The organism is Congregibacter litoralis KT71 (assembly GCF_000153125.2).
GTDB classification, from domain to species: domain Bacteria; phylum Pseudomonadota; class Gammaproteobacteria; order Pseudomonadales; family Halieaceae; genus Congregibacter; species Congregibacter litoralis.
The window spans coordinates 1,985,416-2,003,976 of the sequence record NZ_CM002299.1 but is presented as its reverse complement, the minus strand read 5'-3'; the positions used below and the strand labels follow the sequence as shown (position 1 = coordinate 2,003,976).

At 56.9% G+C, this 18,561-nt stretch carries 18 protein-coding genes; 10 read left to right on the top strand and 8 right to left on the bottom strand.

Features of this window, described 5'->3' with window-relative positions:
* Positions 1 to 14 precede the first annotated feature (14 nt).
* The 3 genes from KT71_RS09235 to KT71_RS09225 all read left to right on the top strand — a co-directional run bounded on the left by KT71_RS09235 (position 15) and on the right by KT71_RS09225 (position 5,185).
* Complete coding sequence (locus KT71_RS09235; RefSeq protein ID WP_008295685.1) at positions 15 to 1,316, top strand: Glu/Leu/Phe/Val family dehydrogenase; 1,302 nt, start codon at positions 15 to 17, stop codon at positions 1,314 to 1,316.
* Positions 1,317 to 1,384: 68 nt separating this feature from the next.
* A complete protein-coding gene (locus tag KT71_RS09230; protein ID WP_218972799.1) occupies positions 1,385 to 2,131 on the top strand; it encodes a sterol desaturase family protein in 747 nt (248 codons plus the stop codon).
* Positions 2,132 to 2,212: 81 nt separating this feature from the next.
* Positions 2,213 to 5,185: a Tn3 family transposase gene (locus KT71_RS09225; RefSeq protein ID WP_008295687.1), complete on the top strand. Its 2,973-nt coding sequence runs from the start codon at positions 2,213 to 2,215 to the stop codon at positions 5,183 to 5,185.
* Here KT71_RS09225 and KT71_RS09220 read toward each other — a convergent pair.
* The 3 genes from KT71_RS09220 to arfB are packed head-to-tail and all read right to left on the bottom strand — an operon-like array spanning position 5,153 to position 6,817.
* A complete protein-coding gene (locus KT71_RS09220; protein ID WP_008295688.1) occupies positions 5,153 to 5,863 on the bottom strand; it encodes an SOS response-associated peptidase in 711 nt (236 codons plus the stop codon). The genes KT71_RS09225 and KT71_RS09220 overlap by 33 nt on opposite strands.
* Before the next feature lie 39 nt (positions 5,864 to 5,902).
* Complete coding sequence (locus tag KT71_RS09215) at positions 5,903 to 6,328, bottom strand: PaaI family thioesterase (RefSeq protein ID WP_008295689.1); 426 nt, start codon at positions 6,326 to 6,328, stop codon at positions 5,903 to 5,905.
* Between the two features lie 54 nt (positions 6,329 to 6,382).
* Positions 6,383 to 6,817 carry an alternative ribosome rescue aminoacyl-tRNA hydrolase ArfB gene (arfB, locus tag KT71_RS09210; protein ID WP_008295690.1) on the bottom strand — a complete coding sequence of 145 codons (435 nt, stop codon included), beginning with the start codon at positions 6,815 to 6,817 and terminating at the stop codon, positions 6,383 to 6,385.
* A 170-nt stretch (positions 6,818 to 6,987) separates the two neighbouring features.
* Here arfB and KT71_RS09205 point away from each other — a divergent pair, with 170 nt between their 5' ends.
* The gene (locus KT71_RS09205; RefSeq protein ID WP_008295691.1) at positions 6,988 to 7,416 is read left to right on the top strand and encodes a MarR family winged helix-turn-helix transcriptional regulator; all 429 of its coding nucleotides are present in this window, start codon (positions 6,988 to 6,990) and stop codon (positions 7,414 to 7,416) included.
* Between the two features lie 59 nt (positions 7,417 to 7,475).
* A complete protein-coding gene (locus KT71_RS09200) occupies positions 7,476 to 7,859 on the top strand; it encodes a DUF2306 domain-containing protein (RefSeq protein ID WP_023659519.1) in 384 nt (127 codons plus the stop codon).
* Here KT71_RS09200 and KT71_RS09195 read toward each other — a convergent pair.
* Both KT71_RS09195 and KT71_RS09190 read right to left on the bottom strand, forming a co-directional pair.
* A complete protein-coding gene (locus KT71_RS09195) occupies positions 7,812 to 10,802 on the bottom strand; it encodes a WD40/YVTN/BNR-like repeat-containing protein (protein ID WP_202962404.1) in 2,991 nt (996 codons plus the stop codon). The genes KT71_RS09200 and KT71_RS09195 overlap by 48 nt on opposite strands.
* Before the next feature lie 206 nt (positions 10,803 to 11,008).
* A complete protein-coding gene (locus KT71_RS09190; RefSeq protein WP_023659517.1) occupies positions 11,009 to 11,212 on the bottom strand; it encodes a hypothetical protein in 204 nt (67 codons plus the stop codon).
* Between the two features lie 113 nt (positions 11,213 to 11,325).
* Between KT71_RS09190 and KT71_RS20695 the strand changes: the two genes are divergently transcribed.
* The gene (locus KT71_RS20695) at positions 11,326 to 11,502 is read left to right on the top strand and encodes a hypothetical protein (RefSeq protein ID WP_008295695.1); all 177 of its coding nucleotides are present in this window, start codon (positions 11,326 to 11,328) and stop codon (positions 11,500 to 11,502) included.
* Here the strand turns inward: KT71_RS20695 and KT71_RS09185 are convergent.
* Entirely contained in the window at positions 11,499 to 12,008 is a 510-nt protein-coding gene (locus KT71_RS09185; protein ID WP_008295696.1) for a fasciclin domain-containing protein, read from the bottom strand. The two genes, KT71_RS20695 and KT71_RS09185, sit on opposite strands and share 4 nt — an antisense overlap.
* A gap of 244 nt (positions 12,009 to 12,252) precedes the next feature.
* Here KT71_RS09185 and KT71_RS09180 point away from each other — a divergent pair, with 244 nt between their 5' ends.
* Positions 12,253 to 13,392 carry a murein transglycosylase domain-containing protein gene (locus KT71_RS09180; RefSeq protein ID WP_040362275.1) on the top strand — a complete coding sequence of 380 codons (1,140 nt, stop codon included), beginning with the start codon at positions 12,253 to 12,255 and terminating at the stop codon, positions 13,390 to 13,392.
* A 52-nt stretch (positions 13,393 to 13,444) separates the two neighbouring features.
* Here KT71_RS09180 and KT71_RS09175 read toward each other — a convergent pair whose 3' ends face one another.
* On the bottom strand, positions 13,445 to 14,104 hold the full coding sequence (locus KT71_RS09175) for a 4'-phosphopantetheinyl transferase family protein (protein ID WP_008295698.1): 660 nt from the start codon (positions 14,102 to 14,104) through the stop codon (positions 13,445 to 13,447).
* Positions 14,105 to 14,270: 166 nt separating this feature from the next.
* Here KT71_RS09175 and KT71_RS09170 point away from each other — a divergent pair, with 166 nt between their 5' ends.
* Positions 14,271 to 15,071, top strand: coding sequence for an enoyl-CoA hydratase/isomerase family protein (locus KT71_RS09170; protein ID WP_008295699.1), 801 nt, complete (start codon positions 14,271 to 14,273; stop codon positions 15,069 to 15,071).
* Here the strand turns inward: KT71_RS09170 and KT71_RS09165 are convergent.
* Entirely contained in the window at positions 15,059 to 15,838 is a 780-nt protein-coding gene (locus KT71_RS09165) for an enoyl-CoA hydratase (RefSeq protein WP_023659514.1), read from the bottom strand. The genes KT71_RS09170 and KT71_RS09165 overlap by 13 nt on opposite strands.
* 163 nt (positions 15,839 to 16,001) lie before the next feature.
* On the opposite strand from KT71_RS09165, the gene KT71_RS09160 reads away from it, so the two are divergent.
* Positions 16,002 to 17,192 carry an ISL3 family transposase gene (locus tag KT71_RS09160; RefSeq protein ID WP_023659409.1) on the top strand — a complete coding sequence of 397 codons (1,191 nt, stop codon included), beginning with the start codon at positions 16,002 to 16,004 and terminating at the stop codon, positions 17,190 to 17,192.
* 124 nt (positions 17,193 to 17,316) lie between these two features.
* Positions 17,317 to 18,507 carry an ISL3 family transposase gene (locus KT71_RS09155; protein WP_023659513.1) on the top strand — a complete coding sequence of 397 codons (1,191 nt, stop codon included), beginning with the start codon at positions 17,317 to 17,319 and terminating at the stop codon, positions 18,505 to 18,507.
* Positions 18,508 to 18,561: the final 54 nt, after the last annotated feature.

The following is an 18,561-nucleotide window of genomic DNA, read 5'->3' as shown; positions in this document are numbered from 1 at the left end:
AAGGAGTCACAACCATGAGTCATTCCAACGACCAAAGCTTCGGTGACGACGGTCACCTGAACGGGATTTTTGACCAACTTGACGTCCCTGAGGACGTTCGCAGGCGTCTGGCCCAGGCGCAGCAAACCGTACAAATCAACATCCCGATCCGCATGGACGACGGCGCCTTGCAATTCTTTCCGGCCTGGCGCATTCGTTACGACGACACGCGTGGGCCGGGCAAAGGGGGCATCCGTTTCCATCCGGACGTGAGCTCGGAAGAAGTCACTGCGCTGAGCTTCTGGATGACCATCAAGTGCGCCGTGGTGGACCTGCCATTCGGCGGTGCCAAAGGTGGTGTTCGGGTCGATCCCAAGGCGCTCTCCCGACTGGAACTGGAACGTCTGTCGCGTGGCTATATCCGCGCTTTTCATGACCTTATCGGGCCGAACAGTGACATCCCGGCACCGGACGTCAACACCAACGACACCATCATGGGCTGGATGGCCGACGAATTTGCCCAGATCGAACGCCGTCAGGTACCGGCCACCATCACCGGCAAGCCTTTAGGGCTGGGCGGTTCCAGGGGACGCACCGCGGCCACCGGACGTGGCGCGCTGCAGGTGCTTGATCTGTGGGCCGAGCGCCGCGGCAAAACCCCTGAAGAACTCCGTGTGGCGGTCCAGGGTTTCGGCAATGCCGGTTATCACTTCGCCCGACTGGCCCGCGAGCGCGGCTATCGGATCGTCGCGCTGTCGGATTCCCAGGGTGCCATTCATGCCGCTGACGGACTTGATCCAGACCCGATCTGGCGCCATAAACACAAAAACCGGGAGCTCAAGGGCATGGTTTACTGTGATGAATCGATCTGCCAGGAAGCCGACGTCGAGCAACTGACCAACGACGAGCTGCTGGCGATGGATGTCGATGTACTGGTACTAGCCGCACTGGAGGACGCCGTCACCGAGCAAAATGCCGCGACCGTGAACGCCGCCACGATCCTGGAAATCGCCAACGGGCCCGTCAGTAATGAGGCCGATGATCAACTAGCCAAACGCGGCGTCGAAGTGCTACCGGATGTATTGGTCAATGCCGGCGGTGTGATCGTCAGCCATCTGGAATGGGTGCAGAATCGCATCGGTGATACCTGGTCCGAAGACGAAGTCAATCGGCGCCTCACCGAACGCCTGGCCCGCGAGGCCGCCGCCTGTTTCGACCGGGCGGAGGAAGATAACATAACGCTGCGGACTGCGGCCTATACACAGGCCATCGGCCGCATCGCCGAGGCCATGACCCAACAAGGCACTCAGGGCTATTTCAACCATCATCAAGGATAGACGGTAAAGTCGTGCTCGGTAATGAGGTGGTCATACGGCTCGGGGTCTTCACGGGCATTCTGTGTGTCATGATACTTGCCGAAGCCGCCGCGCCACGTCGCGACCAGCGCTACACTCGCCGGCAACGGTGGCCACATAACCTCTTGATGGTCGTGGTGGATACCCTGGTGGTTCGGCTATTGTTTCCCGTGGCCGCCGTCGGAGCGGCGGTGATGGCGAATGAGCAGGCGTGGGGACTGTTAAATCTGGCCAATCTGCCAGTTTGGTTGTCAGTCCTTTTGGGGACGATCGCGCTTGATCTCGCAATCTACTTTCAGCATCGCATCTTTCATGCAGTGCCCTGGCTCTGGCGCTTGCATCGTATGCACCATGCGGATTTGGAATTCGACGTAACGACGGGCCTGCGTTTCCATCCTCTGGAAATTGTGCTCTCCATGGCCATTAAAATCACCGTCGTGGTTGCGCTGGGAGCACCTGCGATTGCGGTACTGATTTTCGAAGTGATTCTCAATGCAACCTCAATGTTCAACCACGGAAACGTACGATTGCCTCAAGGGCTGGAGCAAAAGTTGAGACGGTTGGTGGTCACGCCGGATATGCACCGCGTGCATCATTCGATTGTTCCTGAAGAGACAAATAGCAACTTTGGTTTTAATTTGCCTTGGTGGGACCGGTTTTTTGGCACCTATCGGGATAAACCTGCCGCTGGCCATATTGGAATGGTCATCGGCATCGAGGATTTTCGAGAGCCGCGGGACCTCCGGTTGGATCAGATGCTGATTCAGCCATTTCGCAGCACCTACCGACGCCCCTGATCATTGTAAGCACTATCATCAGGAGTTCTTCATTTAATCGGAAAGACCTCATCATGGGGCACTGATAGAAAAGGTCCGTACATGAGTGGCCTCCACGAAACCGCCTATCCGCGATTGAAGGCGGACGTCTCTGAACAGGAACTGGCGGAAATCTATACACCCACCGCCAAAGAATGTGCCTTTGCCAGAAAGCACGGCCGAACACCCGCTGCTCGTGGTGCCTTGTTAATTCTCCTGAAAACGGTTCAGCGCTTAGGCTACTTCGTGAATCTCAAAACGGTCCCGCGGCCCATCACAGCGCATATCCTGGCCTGCGACGACCTTTTACCCGTCCCATTGAGCCAGCTCAGGGAATACGACCGCAATGGTGGCGCCCGTCAGCGGATGTTGGACGCGATTCGTCAACAGGTGGGCATCAAGGCGTTTACCGTCGAAGGCAAGGCTATCGTGAGGGACTTGGCGCGTGAAGCGGCAACCACCAAGCAAGATCTGGCGGACATTATCAATGTGGTGATCGAAGAGCTGGTGCGCCAGCGTTTTGAACTGCCGGGTTTTTCAACGCTGCAACGGTCCGCGCGTCAGGCTCGCAGCACGGTTAATACAGGTTACTTTCGGACGCTCAGTGCGGGTTTGACGGCGCAGCAAAAACAGGAATTTGACCGGCTGCTGCAAGTGCCAGACGATTCATCTCATACCAGTTGGCATAAACTGAAACAGGAACCCAAAAAGCCGACCAATACGGAAGTGAAGAAGTATCTTCAGCACCTGGAATGGCTTCAGGGCTGGTGTCAACGATTGCCCGCTGTTGATCACATTCCAGCCGCCAAGTATCACCACTTCATACTGGAAGCACGAGCGCTTGGCGCGGCCAACATCAAGGCTATGCAAAGCACCAAACGCTATGCCTTGATGATTCTGTTGGTCCATGCCCAATTGCGTCGCGCAATGGACGATGCCGTCGACATTTTTGTCCGCAAGATGCGCAACATCAAGACTAAGGCGGAAGCCAACCTGAACCAGTATCATCTGGATCACATGAAACGGATGGACAAACTGGTCGCTCAACTGCGTGACGTGCTGACCGCCGTTCAGGAAGCGCCGACGGATTCCGAGCGAGGTGCCCGAGTGGCGGCTGCCATCCAGAGCGACCCTGATGAATTACTGGCCGAGTGTGAGGAACACATGGCCTATGCTGGCAATAACTTCATCCCGTTTATGCTGCAACCCTATCGCCCGTTACGCCCCCTGCTATTCAATTGCCTTGAACTACTGGATCTGACGGCAACCAGCCACGATCAATCCTTGATTGAGGCGATTGCGACTCTGAAAAAGCACCGGCACAGCCGCAAGGAATGCCTTGTGCTCAGCACTCAACCCGTCGACGTGTCCTGGCTACCGGAGCGTTGGCGCCGTCTCATATTGGGGTCCGGGTCAAGCCAGCTACTGCCCGGTATGGTCTACCGGAAGTATTTCGAGCTGGGCGTACTAACGCAGGTGAAGCGTGAACTGATTTCCGGCGATCTCGCGGTCGCGAATAGCGACCAGTACAGCGACTACCGCGATCAGCTCGTGGATTGGAGTGTCTATGATGCCCAAATAGCGGACTACAGTGCGATGGTTGATATCGCATCCGACCCAGCCGCTTTTGTGGCGCAGGCCCGCTCACGCTTGAGCGAAACGGCGGACCGCATTGACCGTAACTTCCCGGAGAATGAATACGCCGTCTTCAATGGTGAAGAGCTGGTGATCCGGAAGCACCGTCGCACAGCGCCTCCCGATGGGCTGGCCGAAATTGACAAACAGTTATCCCAGAATTTGCCCGAAAAGAATATTCTCGACATCCTGGTGGAAGCCGAAAAATGGCTGGGGCTCCACAAACGCTTTGGACCACTTTCCGGTTTTGAGAGCAAGCTGGAAGACCCACGTACCCGCTTTGTTTCGACCTTGTTTTGCTATGGCTGCAATCTCGGGCCAACTCAGACCGCCCGATCCATCACGACACTTAATCGCCGGCAGGTGTCCTGGCTCAACCTGCGGCACGTCACCGAAGAGCGCTTGGAGCAGGCCATTGTGCAGGTTATCAATGCCTACAACCGCTACCGGCTGCCGCGACACTGGGGAACTGGCCAGCGGGCTGCCGCCGATGGCACAAAATGGAATCTGTACGAACAGAATCTGCTATCGGAATACCACATACGGTACGGTGGCTACGGCGGGGTGGGCTACTACCACGTCTCCGACAAATACATCGCGCTGTTCAGCCACTTCATCCCTTGCGGCGTTTATGAGGCCATTTACATCCTTGACGGGCTGATCAAAAACGATTCCGATATCCAGCCTGACACCTTGCATGGCGATACTCAGGCGCAAAGTGCGCCCGTCTTCGGGTTGGCTTACCTGCTGGGTATCAACCTGATGCCCCGCATCCGGAATCTGAAGCAGCTGGTGTTCTACAAGCCTGACAAACGCCAGCGGTATGAGCACATCAATGCCTTATTCAGCGAAACCGTCAACTGGAAACTGATTGAAACACATGTACCCGACATGCTCCGGGTGGCGCTATCGATCAAGGCTGGCAAGATCGCACCCTCCACGATACTGCGGCGCTTGGGTACCGCAAGCCTCAAGAACAAACTCTACTTTGCTTTCCGGGAACTGGGGCGGGTTGTTCGGACGACCTTTCTTTTGGATTACATTGGCAACGTGGAGTTGCGGCGAACCATTCATGCGGAAACGAACAAAACGGAAGAATTCAACCAGTTCGTGAAATGGCTATTCTTCGGCGGCGAGGGGGTGATCGCCGAGAATATCCGCCACGAGCAACGGAAGGTGATCAAATATAACCATTTGGTGGCCAACCTGGTCATTCTTCACAATGTGGAGTCGATGACGTTAACCCTTAAAGATCTCAAGGATCGCGGCCATCATATTGATCACGATATTCTCAAAGGATTGGCCCCATACCGCACGGACCATATCAACCGATTTGGCGATTATACGCTTGATTTTGAACGGCAGGTTTCACCCATGAGCTACAACGCCAAAATAATTTAAATACAATAGGTTAAGGCACATTTTGGAGGATTTCGTCAGAATCGTTGCCGACCCTCTAATGGGCACAAGATGCAGGGGCTCGCGCAGGCGGGGCTGAAAGACTGGGTCATCGGCTGCTATAGCCGCTTTGTTGTCCAACCAACGCTCCCGATCCCCGTCCGCGAGCATAAGCGGCATGCGACTGTGCCAGGGCTTGAATTGCTCCGAGGCGGCGGTAGTCACCAGGGTGCAAGATAGAAGCGGCCCCTCCTCCGTGCCCGGGGTGACGGAACCAAACCACAGATCCCAAAGGGCGGCGATAGCCAGAGACTCCTCCTGATTGCTAATGAGCCAGGGCTGCTTGTCGCCCTTGCTGCCGCGCCACTCGATGAAGGCAGACATGGGCACGATGCCGCGCTGGCTCGCAAAGGGCTTTTTAAATGCCGGGCTTTTGCTTAAACCCTCGCTGCGGGCGTTAAACATGGCGTATTTCTGACTGACCTCCTTTGACCACGAGGGCGTGAGCCACCAGCGGGCCGATGTCAGCACAACCGCCCCATCTTCATCGTGTTTAAGCAGCGAGATCGATTCCGTGGGCGCTACGTTGAAGGTCGGCGGGGGCAGCACGAGGTTCACCCCGAGGCTGTCCAGCAGGGCCTGGAGGCCCGGCGTAGAACTGACGTTAAAGCGACCGCACACAAGCGTCAGTGCCTGAGATCCACAATGCGCAGCCGGCGGTCATGCTTCCTTTGCCTTGCGGTAGATCTTTGCGACGCTCTGGGTGGTCGCCAGGAGATGGCCGTCGGCGTTGAACAATTGGCCGTCCAGAAACGCGGTTTTGTGAGAAAGCCGCACGATACGACCGACGGCGGTGAGAAAGCCAGCCCGGGTGGCTTCGAGATATCGCGTGCTGATCTCAAGGGACGACAAATTCGCGACCGTGTCATCGTAGCCAAAGACCGCATGGCTCATAGCCGCATCAAGCATGGCCGTGACAAAGCCTCCCTGCACCACGTCACCGGAGTGACAGAGATTCTCACCGACGGTAAAGGTCAGCGTTGCTGTTCCATCCTCGACATCAAACTCAGCAACTTTCCCATCAAAAAGCTTCATAAACACAGGAAGATTGGCGTTCAGGCGATCCAGGTTACGGGGTGTGGGCATCAGTCAGTCCATTGAGGTTGTGAGAAGGCAGCGACTTTACCCGCCCCAAAGCCACTAATCAACTTGCGGTTTCTTTCGTAAGGCCTTGTTTTTACTATTTATATCTTTTCGCTTTAGTCGTCGCTCCTTGGACGCCCGCGTCGGCCGGGTGGCGCGCCGCGCCTTGGGCACAAAACTCGCCTCCCGCAGGAGCTCCACCAGGCGCTCTATGGCGTCCTCGCGGTTCTTTCCCTGAGTACGGAAGCGCTGCGCCTTGAGCACCAGCACGCCGTCGTCGCTGATACGGCTATCGCGGCTACGCAGAAGCTTCTGACGGACCCGCTCGGGGATCCGTGCGCGATTGATATCAAAGCGCAAATGCACCGCCGTAGACACCTTGTTGACGTTTTGGCCGCCCGCTCCGCTTGCCCGCACAGCATCCATCTGCACATCGTCGTGATGAAGGGAAAAATCCGGCGTCACGGGGGTTTTATTGGGCTCTTCGCTCATGGGCAAAGGATACACCGCGCGGCGATTTCCTCCCAGGGCTGGCAAAGCATACCCATGGGGATTAGTAAGCACTCATACCGAAACTTCAATAATACCGGAGTAATCATTCATTTATCATTGACTAATCAAGCATATATCACGCATCATGTACTCTTTTAAGGAGACCCACTATGAAAACACTCAATCCTCGAGGCAAAACCCTGGTGGAGCTATGGCTCGCCAGCGAACGCCTTTCGGCACGCATCGACCACAGTCTTGGCGCAGTACATGGCATCGGTTACGTGGAATTCATGGTGCTTTATCAGCTGGCCTCCTCCCCCGATCAGCGTATGCGCCGGGTGGATCTGGCCAGTGCCATCGGCCGCACGGCATCGGGGGTTACCCGACTTCTGAAGCCCATGGAGAAGATAGGCCTGGTGGAACGAGACGTCAGCGAACGGGACGCTCGGGTGAGTCTCGTTGCCCTCACCAGGACGGGGCGCAGCCGCCTTGACGAGGCGCTCACCACCGTTAATGAACTGGGGGCGCGTCTCACCAATGCCTTGGGGGACAGCCAGCTGGACAGTGCGGCTGCCGCCCTGGCGATTCTGCGGGATTGAGGGATTGAGGGATTGAGGTGGATTGAGACTTAAGACACCGTAACGGAGAGACTGGCACATTGAATTACACGACGATTGTCTTCACGCACCTCATCACGGTCTGCGCGGCATTTCTTCTTGGCACAACGATGCTTGTACTGAAGAAAGGCACGCCGTTACATCGAATGCTGGGGCGTTCCTACCTATTACTCATGCTGTTCACGGCGGGCACTGCCCTCGCCCTGCCCGCTCAGTTGGGTCCCACCGTTCTTGGGCACTTCGGCCCCATTCATCTGCTCTGCATTGTGGTTGCCTATAGTGTCCCTAAGGGCTGGCTGGCAGCGCGGCGCGGGGACTGGCAGACCCACCGCAAAGTGATGGTCAGACTCTATGTCCTTGCCCTGGTGGTCGCGGGGCTATTCACGCTTGCACCGGGCAGACTGATTCACAGCTGGGTGTTTTAAGTCCCCCGATTCTATACAACAGCGGTCGCCGGCCGCCCCGGCATCCGAGAGATCAAGAGCCCCCGTCCGGGGCATCCATGCCTCCGTCACGAGACTGCTGAAAGCCTCCAGGACGCGCTGGGTTTGCTTCTCGAGGGACTGCCCCAAGTTGCGATCATTGCTCGTAAGAGCTTCGTAGGGCGAATGGGTATAGTAAAACGCCTGATTCAAGCGGTGGGACAAGCGGTCTGAATCACTGATCACCCCCTGAAAGTCCCGAAAATCTATGAGTTCCCAGACATCCACGATATCTTGCTGAAGATCCGCAACGGCCGACGGCGCAAGCTTCCCTTCCATGCCGGTCAGCTGCAACTCCATACATTCCAATACCTGCAAAACATCCTTTGACTGGCGTTGGAGAGACTCGATTTTCTGCCGGAATGCCAGATTGTCAGCGTAGTGTTCGGCGTCAAAGCTCACCTTTGGATCCGCAAGGAGCGTGAGATCCCGTGTTTGCGAGATCTCGCCGGCCGTCATTTGCAGCTGATAGCGACCGGGCGCAGCCAGGGGCTGTTCCAACACCGGACTCATCAGCGGCCCGTAAATCGCCTGACCAGCCCACTGCAAGTTCCAGCTTGTGCGGTTCATCCCCTGCGCCACCGGCTGCTCCCATTCCCTGACGAGCTGCCCTTCGATGGACACCGTGAAGGATACAGATTTAATAGATGGATCCCCCACCCAGAAGCTGATGAGCGCCTCCCTCGCATTGTTGTCCCCCGCAAAAAGATGATCCGGTGATAAGCGCTGACCGGGTGCCTGATCAATGACCGGCTGGTAAGTGGCAGGCGGTGCAAAAAGTTGCAAAGGTTCGTCCCTGAGCGTCGGGTCTGCCGCCAGGGCTCGCCAGGGCGTCAGGTCGTCGAGAATCCAGATGCTGCGCCCAAAGCTTGCGATAACCAGATCCCCCTCGCGCCGCTGGATAGTCATATCCATGGTGGATACCGACGGATAACCCTCCAGCCATTGCTCCCAGCTTCCCCCCCCGTCCAGGGAGACATAAAGACCGTATTCCGTGCCCAGGAACATCAGGCGGGGTTCCACGGGGTCCTGCACAAAGGAGAGCGCGTAGGACGGCAGCGCCTGGTTCTCCAGAAGATTCTCCCAGGTCGCCCCGTAATCCCGGGTGTAAAACAGATAGGGCCGCACATCCCCCTGCAGGTGGTTGTCGATGACCACAAAGGCCTCGTTCGCCGCATAGCTGGACGGCAGGATTTGCTTGATCCAGCCCGCGGGCGGCGCCCCCTTCAGCTTTGCCGTGAGGTCGGTCCAGGATTTACCGCCATCGCGGGTAAGATGCAGCTTGCCGTCATCGCTGCCCACCCAGAGCAAACCCTCCGACCGTTTACTGGGTGCAATCACCGTGATGCTCGTGTGATTCTCGGCGGCGGTAGCATCGATGGAGAGCCCCCCCGACGCCTGCTGTCGTTGTTTGGCAGGATCATCGGTGGTCAGGTCGGGGCTCAGCCTGGACCAGGAGGCGCCGCGATCCGTGGACTTGTGAACAAACTGACTACCGATGTACAGGGTGCCGGGCTGGAACGGGTCTGCCGCTATCCCGGTATTCCAGTTGAAGCGCAGGGGCTCGCCTTCATCCACGGGCATAATGGTCTTTCGCTGACCCGTTTCGCGATTGACGCGCACCAGCATGCCACCCTGCCACAGGGCATACACCCAGGGACCGCGTTCCGGCTCCAGCACCACATCAAAACCATCGTTAAAAGCCAGTTCCCGCCAGTAACTGTTGCGAATACCAGCGCGGCTCCACACCTCACTGGGGCCATACCAGGTGCCGTTATCCTGAAGCCCGCCATAAACCCGGTACGGCACCTCATCGTCAACGGTGATGTGATAGAACTGCCCCAGGGGTAAATTCTCTGCGAAGCGCCAGTGTTCGCCCCGGTCACGACTCCAGTACAAACCGCCATCCGTACCGTCGATGATGAAACTTGAATCATCGGGGTCGATCCAGAAGGCGTGGTGATCGGCATGAACCTCCCTGCCCCAATCCTCGATCACCTCAAAGGCCTCACCGCCGTTCTCGGACCGTGCAAGACGGGAGTAGAGGTTGTACACCCGATCGGGGTTTTGTGTATCCACATGCAGTTCAGAGAAGTAGAACGGCCGACTGCCGATGGTCTCGCTGTTGATCATCGTCCAGGAGATACCGCCATCATCAGAACGATAGAGCGCGTTCTTTTGAGATTCGATGAGCGCATAAACGCGATCAGTTTGAGAAGGCGCAATCGCGACGCCGATCCTGCCGTAGGGCTTTGCCGGCAGCCCCGCAGATTCCTCAACTTCCGACCAGGAATCGCCGCCATCCAGGCTTACATAGAGACCCGAGCCGGAACCACCCGAGGCGGAATCCCAGGGACTGCGGCGATATTCCCAGAGGGTCGCAATAAGCTTGTCGGGATTCTTGGGATCCATAATCAGATCCGCCGCGCCGCTGCGGTCGTTGCTGTACAGGACCCGGGCCCAGGTCAGGCCACCGTCCTCGGATTTGTAAACGCCGCGCACGTCACTGGGATTAAAGGGATCGCCCAAAACGCCGGCCCAGACAATATCCTTGTTATCCGGGTGCACAATCAAACGATGGATATTGCGACTCTGCTCCAGCCCCAGATGGGTCCAACTGGTGCCACCATCGATGCTTTTATACAGGCCATTCCCGCTGGACTGGGAGTTCCGGGGATTCCCCTCCCCCGTGCCCGCGTAAATCACGTCGGGTTCCGAGGGGGCGATGGCCACGGCGCCAATGGACTGCACCGGCTGACGGTCAAAAACAGGATCGAAGGTGATACCGGCGTTCACCGTTTTCCAGAGACCGCCGGACGCCGAGCCGATGTACCAGATATTTTTGTTGCCGGGGTTAACAGCGATGGAGGTGATACGGCCGCTCATACCTGCCGGGCCAATGCTGCGCAGGGGCAACTGCAGCGACGGCTGGGACAGAGCTACTGAGCTGAAGCAAAGGCCAGTCAATAAAAGGCAAAAAAGGAATCCAGGAAAGAAAGGGAAGGCAGGGAAGGCAGGGAAGAAAGATGGGCGCATGATTGTGTAGTCAGAGTCACGATTTGTCGGGAAGTGTAACGCGGCACCCGTGGAATTCATCGTCGCTCACGGTCTACGCCTTGGAGGGCTTCTTCATACTCTTCGTAACTGGTGTCAAACTGACTCATGCACTTCTCAGCCTGTGCCTCCGGCAGTTTGCTACATTCAAAACGCTGGTTGTCCTGTATGGCTGTGTAGACCTGCTGCTTACTGCAAGCGCAGAGGAGCGGCAGTACGCACAAAGCCAATGTGGTTTTCATGATGAAGAAACTCCCTGTGTGTTCCATAAGCACAGAAATCAGCCAATCCGGCGGTAGCGCATACTGCCTGTTGCCGGTGGATACCGGCTATTGCCCCCGTTGCGATCAGGGCAGTGACGGTCGCCGCTTTCGTCGCCGCTTTCGCCACCCATTTCGCCGCCCATTTCGTCGTCCAATCGGTGAACAACATTACCACCATGGGTAAATCCCAGGCAAAAAAAAGCCCACGAACAGTGGGCCAGGTGAACCTGCACGCTGCCTGGCGTGCGGCGATTTTCGACGGCTATTAAGAACCGGGGAGAATGACCGTGTCGATGACGTGGATAACGCCGTTAGACGCTTCGACGTCCGTCATTACGACCGTCGCACCGTCCACCATGACGACCGCGTCGCTCGCTGAGATGCTCACGGACTCGCCCTGCACCGTCGTGGCGCTGTCGAGGGTCACGACATCGGCTGCCATTACCTTGCCCGATACGACGTGGTAGGTAAGCACAGCGACCAGCTGGTCTTTGTTCTCGGGCTTGAGCAGTGTTTCCACCGTGCCTTCGGGGAGTTTGGCGAAGGCATCATTAGTCGGTGCAAATACCGTGAAAGGACCTTCACCGGACAGCACGTCCACGAGGCCTGCTGCTTTTACTGCCGCTACCAGCGTGGAGAAATCACCGTTTCCTGCAGCGATCTCAACGATTGTGCCGGGCATATCGTCATGGCCACCCTCATGGTGCGCCGCGTGGGAGAACATCGTCGCGAGCATCAATACTGTCGCAAATTGAATCTTGTGTAGCAGTTTCATGTATAACTTCCTCTGTGTTGGATTCTCACGAAATTCGCACCAACCCACCGGCTGGAACCATTTCGCCGCAGCAAACTGCGCTACACCAATCTTTACGGGAGCAAATTCTCCCTGGGCTCGCACTGTTCATGCTTTGTCTAGAGTCTCTATGGGTGGGCAAAGGACGTCTTTCAGCAACAGTTGCCGCCAGAGGCAGGCAAAAATCGGTATGCTCAACCCCTCAGTTAGCAACGCAGGCGCCATAATGCTGGTCCGTGCATTCATCACAGCTGTAGTTTTTGGTCTCCTTCTTGGGAGCTGCGCGAACCCCTCACAAACGGTCATTGATGCCACGTTGAGCGGTGACCCCGAGCGAATCGCAAAGGCTGTTCTCGAGGACCAGCTGAATCGCCAGGGTATCCCCAGGGATCTTGAAGGCCTTCCCGAGTTAATCGACGCCGTGAGCAAACTCCTCGTCAGGGTTTGGGGAGAAGATGAGCCCGAGGTCGCCTCGGAGCGTCGCTATGTCAAATACAGTAACGCCTATGAGGCGCGCGCCATCGTGGATTTTGAACAAGGTTGGCTGGAGGTAGAAACGATTGCGCAAAGCGATGCGCTGGAGAAGCTCCGCCAGGCCATCGTCAGCACTTTGCTCACAACCCGGGATATGAGCGTTGAGGATATATTCACCGATGCCAAGCCCACCGTGGGCGGCGAGCCTTTTCTTCTAGGCCAGGTGCTCGACCGCGACGGAGAGCCTATTCGATGGGAGTGGCGCGCGGAAAGGTTTGCTGACTATCTCATCAGGGAAAAACTGCAAACGCAGGTCCAACACGGCAAAACCTTGCGGAGGGTGCACGTCGAGCTGGTCAACGATCATCTTCATCTTCGCGAGCTGGAGTACGCAGACTACGTCCTGTCTGCGTCCCGTCGCTACAAGGTGGCGCCCTCTCTGGTGTATGCGGTGATTGAGGTAGAGAGTGCCTTCAACCCCTACGCGGTAAGCCCCGCAAAAGCCTACGGTCTGATGCAGGTCGTGCCTTCAACCGCGGGTCGCGACGTGTTTGAGCGCATCAAAAAGCAAAAGGGAGAGCCCACAAAACAGCAACTGTTTAAAGCAGATTTCAATATCGATATCGGCAGCGCCTACCTCCACCTTCTGGACGACAGCTACCTCAGCGCTATCGCCAATCCCGCCAGCAGAAAGTACGCAACCATCTCTGCTTACAACGGTGGTGCCGGGGGTGCGCTTCGCGCTTTTTCGTCAGACCGCAGCAAAGCGATCGGATTGATCAACGCCATGACACCCTCCCAGGTGTATGAACACTTAGTTCAAAAGCACCCTTTTGCGGAAACCCGGCGGTATCTCGAGAAGGTCAACACTGCAGAGCAGCGATACCGCTGACGGTCTCGCCTGCCAGCTGTTTCAGCGACCGCGGGAACAGCGGCACGCCCATTCAATTACCCGCGTTCTCGAAAACGGTACTCGCGTAAACGTAATCGTCATCAAAACCGAAGCGTCCCCGGTATTGGCAGCGAATCCCTTCCTTACGCTGATGCACATCCGCGGAAAAACGCCCTGCATCAAGATTCAGCTGGACATCAGCCTCCTGAAAACCCAAAAACGCGTCATGCAATGGATTGAACACCTTGTAGATGGATTCCTTTATGCAAAACATGACTTTACCCAAATCCACCCTGAGTGGATCTTCGCCCTGTTGCGCGATCCAGTGCAGCTCGCGCGCGGTGCAGATCCTGTTAACCACGCCTTTTTTCAGCGGTGTTCGGGGCTCGGCATCGATACCGATAGCGGTGTAATCACTGGCCATCGCCACTGCCGCTGCGCAAAAGCCCCTCGTGTGAGTAATACTGCCAACATAGCCTGGGGGCCAGGAGGGACGTCGGCCCTCGGAGTCCGGCGGCAGAATAATGTCACCCTTGAGTCCCAGCTGCCTAAGCGCGGTTTTTGCTGCGTTGCGACCACTGCGAAACTCTCTTTGACGCTTATCACCCGCAGCCGCGATGGAGGTTTCCTCAATATCGCTCAGCCGCCGACTCTCCATAGGAACTGTCGCAATCACGAGGACGACATCCGATGGCAATTGATCAGCCAGCATTAACTATGAGCGCCCATACGCAGTGAATCCTTGCTATGCAGATAAAGTCGGAAGAATCTCGAAATGGTATAACAGAACCATCAAATCTGTGTTTCCACATCTTCATGTTCCCAAGAACCAATTGTGTAACTGAAGCAACTCATTCGATTTACTGCCTGGAGCCCCGATGAAACGACAATATGAAACCCTGCTCCTCGAGGAAAGAGGTGCCGTTGATCACTTGACCCTGAATCGCCCCGAGTCCCTCAACGCCCTCAATCCCACAATGGTGGACGAGCTTCGAAACTATTTCAGGGACCTGGCCACGCGACCGGATCGCCGCATCGTTGTTCTGAAGGGCGCAGGGCGCGCGTTTTGTGCGGGACTGGACCTTAAAGCCGAGGAATCCCACGCGCTGGACACGGTACAGCAGGGTCTGGCGTTTCAGCGCTCCATCGCCGAAATCTACATTGCCATGCGCCGCTGTCCCCAGCCCATCGTCACGCTGATTAACGGAGCCGCCTGCGGTGGCGGCCTCTCCCTCGTCCTGGCATCAGATATCCGCATCGCCTCGACCACCGTGAAAATGAATTGCGCCTACATTCGCGTGGGTCTGGGCGGTTGCGACATGGGTTCCTCCTATTTTCTGCCCCGCCTCGTGGGCTCAGCCCTGGCGTCAGAGCTCATCCTAACGGGCAAGTTCATCAACGCCGAGCGCTCCCTGAAACTCGGTCTGGTTTCTCAAGTGGTGGAACCCGAGGACCTCGACGCCGCAGCCGAGGAGGATATCCAGTTAATGCTGGGTAATTCCCCTCTCGGCCTCCGTCTCTCCAAAGAGGCGCTCAACGTCAACATTGATATTGGCTCGCTGGAAGCCGCTATCGCACTGGAAGACCGCAACCAGATACTCTGCAGTCAGAGCAAAGACGGGAAAGAAGGCATGACGGCTTTCGCGGAACGACGAGCGCCCCATTATCAGGACGTCTGAGGCGCCTGCTCTTGTCGACCGTTCCTCAACACTGTCTCCCTGCGATCATCCAGGGCTGCACTGCTAACGCCCTTGGCATGCTCCCTGTTTGTCTCAGCCTCGTGGGCCAGGCCGGCTTCAAGCCCGTGATCAAGGGAGTAATCAATGAGATGCTGCACCGCGATTAACGTAGCCTTATCAGCTCGCTGAATGCTTCGCGCCAACTCGTCGCAGTGCTTCAGCAATTCATCCGCCGGCAGCACGCGGTTGACGAGGCCCCATCGCTCTGCAGTCCCCGCGTCCAGATAGTTTCCGGTAAAGCTCAGCTCCTTTGCGCGGGAAACGCCGATGGCCCGGGACAGGCGCTGACTCAAGCCCCAGCCAGGGACCACGCCCATACGTACATGGGTGTCAGCGAAACTGGCATGCTCACTGGCGACGAGAATGTCGCACATGAGAGCGATTTCAAATCCGCCGGTCACGGCAAAACCATTGATAGCGCCGATCAGGGGTTTTCCTACACCTCTGATGGCGTCATGAAGTCCCGGGCCCATGTTGGCTTCGGTCTGTAAGCCCCTGCGACCCAGCTCTTTAAGGTCGAGTCCCGCGGAGAACGCGCGCCCGGCGCCCGTGAGGATAATGACCTCAGTGCCTGAATCCGTCCTAAGACGGGAAAACTCCCGGGCCAGTGCAGAGCGCAGCTCAAGAGACAGAGCATTCAACTGCTTCGGTCTGTTGAGAGTAACAAGCGTTACCCCGTCCCTTGTTTCGCTGAGCAGAACGCTCATACCCATATCCCCTTAAAGCACGCTCGAAGTGTATCTCACGAGGGCGGAGGCAGTAATTTTGACAAAAAAAAGGGCCCTCGATGGGGCGGCTCTTCATCATTAACGGGGGACACCGGGGCTCATTAAACTGAATTTGCGGAAACGGTTTAATGGAGAACACCCGATGTCCCACGCAGGATTAATACTAGGGCTTCCAGAGCTGGAGGTCGAACACGTCGATCGCAATGATGCGATCTCGGTCTACGCCAAACCCAAGAAGCGGCCCTGCTGCCTTCACTGCCAGCACCCGAGAGTGCGGATCAAAGCCACCTACCAGCGGACCCTAAAGCATACACGCCAAGGCAACCAGCTCATCACTCTGCATCTCAGAGCACCGAAGTATCACTGCCCGCGCTGCGGTCGCTATTTCCGCCATCGATTCAAAGGCGTACGGCCGCGCTATCGAGCCTCCGAGGCGTTTCGCCACGAGGTCTTCGAGACCCACGATGGCGGGGTCACCCAGGCCAAGCTCACACGCACCCATGGCATCAGCGCAGCCACTACTGAACGCTGGTACCACGGCCACTGTGAGCGACGCGTCTCGGAGATGTCGAACCGCCCCTGCCCCAAGGTCCTCGGGATTGATGAGCACTTCTTCACCCGCAAGCGCGGCTTCGCGACCACATTGGTCGACCTGCGGCGCCACAAAGTCTTCGATGTGCGCCTGGGACGCTCCCAGGCCAGCCTGGACAGCTATCTGCGGCGTTTGCCGGGCAAAGACAACGTCAAGCTCGTGGTGATGGATCTGTCCGAGACCTATCGCAGCATCGCCCGCCAGTACTTTCCCGGCGCCACGATCGTCGCTGATCGATTCCACGTCATTCGCCTGGTCAATCAGCACTTCCTCAACGCCTGGAAAGACGTGCACCCCGAGGGTCGCAGAAACCGCGGCCTGCTAAGTCTCATGCGGCGCCATGCCTGGCGCTTGAAGCCGGAGCAGCGAGAGAATCTGCGGCGCTACCTGAGCGACTACCCCGGCCTCGCCGCACTCTATGACGCCAAGCAACACCTCAACGAGCTGATGCTACTCAAGAATCTGAGGAAGAAAACGGCCCAAAAGAAGCTACCTGAACTGCTGGCGTTGATCGAGCAGCTGCGCCACAGTCCGCTGAGACGGCTGGCGAAAACCCTGAAGTCTTGGCTTGAGCCCATCGTCATGATGTGGCGATTCAGTAAGAGCAACGGGCCCACGGAGGGCTTCCACACGAAGATGGAGATGATGACGCGAAGAGCGTACGGATTTAGAAATTTTGAAAACTATCGATTGAGGGTCTTAACCCACTGCGGGTGGGATGGCATCATCAATCGTGTTTAGTGAGAAACGGTCCATCCCCCGTTAATTGGGGAGAGCCGATGGGGCCCGGCTCTTCATCATTAACGGGGGACACCGGGGATCATTAAACTGAATTTGCGAAGTCCGTTTAATGAGGAAACCCCCGATGTCCCACGCAGGAAATATATTAGGCCTTCCCGAGCTGGAGGTCGAACGTGTTGATCGCAATGATTCGATCGAGGTCTATGCCAGGCCAAAGCGCCGCCCATCGTGCATCCACTGCCAGCATCCCAAAGTCAGGATTAAAGCGACCCACGAGCGCACGTTAAAACACACACGCCAGGGCAACCAGGTGATGACGCTGCACCTGAAGACGCCCAAGTATCACTGCCCACAATGTGGTCGCTACTTTCGTCACCGGTTTCAGGGCGTCAGGCCCCGCTATCGATCGTCGGACGCCTTCCGTCTTGAAGTATTCGAGGCCCATGACGGCGGCGTGACGCAGCGTAAGCTCGCGAGAACACACGACATGAGCCCGGCAACCGTCGAGCGCTGGTATCAAGGTCAGTGCCGACTGCGACTATCGGAGATGTCTAATCGGCCCTGCCCCCGTGTGCTGGGTATCGACGAGCACTTCTTTAGCCGCAAGCGCGGCTACGCCACCACGATGGTGGATCTGAAGAACCACAAGGTCTTCGATGTGGTGCTGGGACGCTCAGAACTGAGTTTGAGACGTTATTTAAGGGCATTACCGGGTAAAGAGAACGTCCAGGTTGTCGTCATGGACTTGTCGGAAACCTACCGCAGCATTGTGCGCCGGTACTTTCCTAACGCCACGATTGTTGCCGATCGATTCCACGTCATTCGACTGGTTAATCAGCATCTGCTCAAAGCCTGGCAGGGCTACGATCCCGAGGGGCGCAAGCATCGCGGGCTGGTCAGCCTGATGCGACGCCACCAATGGCGTCTTACGGATGAGCAAAGAGAGAACCTTGGCCGATATCTGGATGACTATCCCGTGCTCAAGGCGCTGTATGCGGCTAAGCAGCAGCTCAATCGTCTGCTGCTACTCAAATCCTTGAATCGTAAAAAAGCCAAGCAGCTGCTGCCGCGGCTGCTTTCATTAATCGAGGACTTGGCGGCTAGCCCGCTTCATCGGTTGGCCAGAACACTGAAGTCTTGGCTGGAACCCATCGTTGGCATGTGGCGGTTTACCAAGACGAACGGCATCACCGAGGGCTTCCATAACAAGATGGAAATGATGAGTCGGCGAGCCTATGGATTTAGAAACTTTGAAAACTATCGACTGCGGGTCTTAACCCACTGTGGATGGGATGGCATTATCAACCGAGTTTAATGAAAACCGGTGTATCCCCCGTTAACTGGGTAGAGCCTGGGGCCCTCTTTGTAT

Excerpts from the sequence above, each read along its gene's own strand:
- KT71_RS09235 (WP_008295685.1), top strand. The coding sequence starts at position 15 with ATGAGTCATTCCAACGACCAAAGCTTCGGTGACGACGGTCACCTGAAC.
- KT71_RS09230 (WP_218972799.1), top strand. The coding sequence starts at position 1,385 with ATGATACTTGCCGAAGCCGCCGCGCCACGTCGCGACCAGCGCTACACT.
- KT71_RS09225 (WP_008295687.1), top strand. The coding sequence starts at position 2,213 with ATGAGTGGCCTCCACGAAACCGCCTATCCGCGATTGAAGGCGGACGTC.
- KT71_RS09215 (WP_008295689.1), bottom strand. The coding sequence starts at position 6,328 with ATGCCCACACCCCGTAACCTGGATCGCCTGAACGCCAATCTTCCTGTG.
- arfB (WP_008295690.1), bottom strand. The coding sequence starts at position 6,817 with ATGAGCGAAGAGCCCAATAAAACCCCCGTGACGCCGGATTTTTCCCTT.
- KT71_RS09205 (WP_008295691.1), top strand. The coding sequence starts at position 6,988 with ATGAAAACACTCAATCCTCGAGGCAAAACCCTGGTGGAGCTATGGCTC.
- KT71_RS09195 (WP_202962404.1), bottom strand. The coding sequence starts at position 10,802 with ATGAGCGGCCGTATCACCTCCATCGCTGTTAACCCCGGCAACAAAAAT.
- KT71_RS09190 (WP_023659517.1), bottom strand. The coding sequence starts at position 11,212 with ATGAAAACCACATTGGCTTTGTGCGTACTGCCGCTCCTCTGCGCTTGC.
- KT71_RS09185 (WP_008295696.1), bottom strand. The coding sequence starts at position 12,008 with ATGAAACTGCTACACAAGATTCAATTTGCGACAGTATTGATGCTCGCG.
- KT71_RS09180 (WP_040362275.1), top strand. The coding sequence starts at position 12,253 with ATGCTGGTCCGTGCATTCATCACAGCTGTAGTTTTTGGTCTCCTTCTT.
- KT71_RS09175 (WP_008295698.1), bottom strand. The coding sequence starts at position 14,104 with ATGCTGGCTGATCAATTGCCATCGGATGTCGTCCTCGTGATTGCGACA.
- KT71_RS09170 (WP_008295699.1), top strand. The coding sequence starts at position 14,271 with ATGAAACGACAATATGAAACCCTGCTCCTCGAGGAAAGAGGTGCCGTT.
- KT71_RS09165 (WP_023659514.1), bottom strand. The coding sequence starts at position 15,838 with ATGAGCGTTCTGCTCAGCGAAACAAGGGACGGGGTAACGCTTGTTACT.
- KT71_RS09160 (WP_023659409.1), top strand. The coding sequence starts at position 16,002 with ATGTCCCACGCAGGATTAATACTAGGGCTTCCAGAGCTGGAGGTCGAA.
- KT71_RS09155 (WP_023659513.1), top strand. The coding sequence starts at position 17,317 with ATGTCCCACGCAGGAAATATATTAGGCCTTCCCGAGCTGGAGGTCGAA.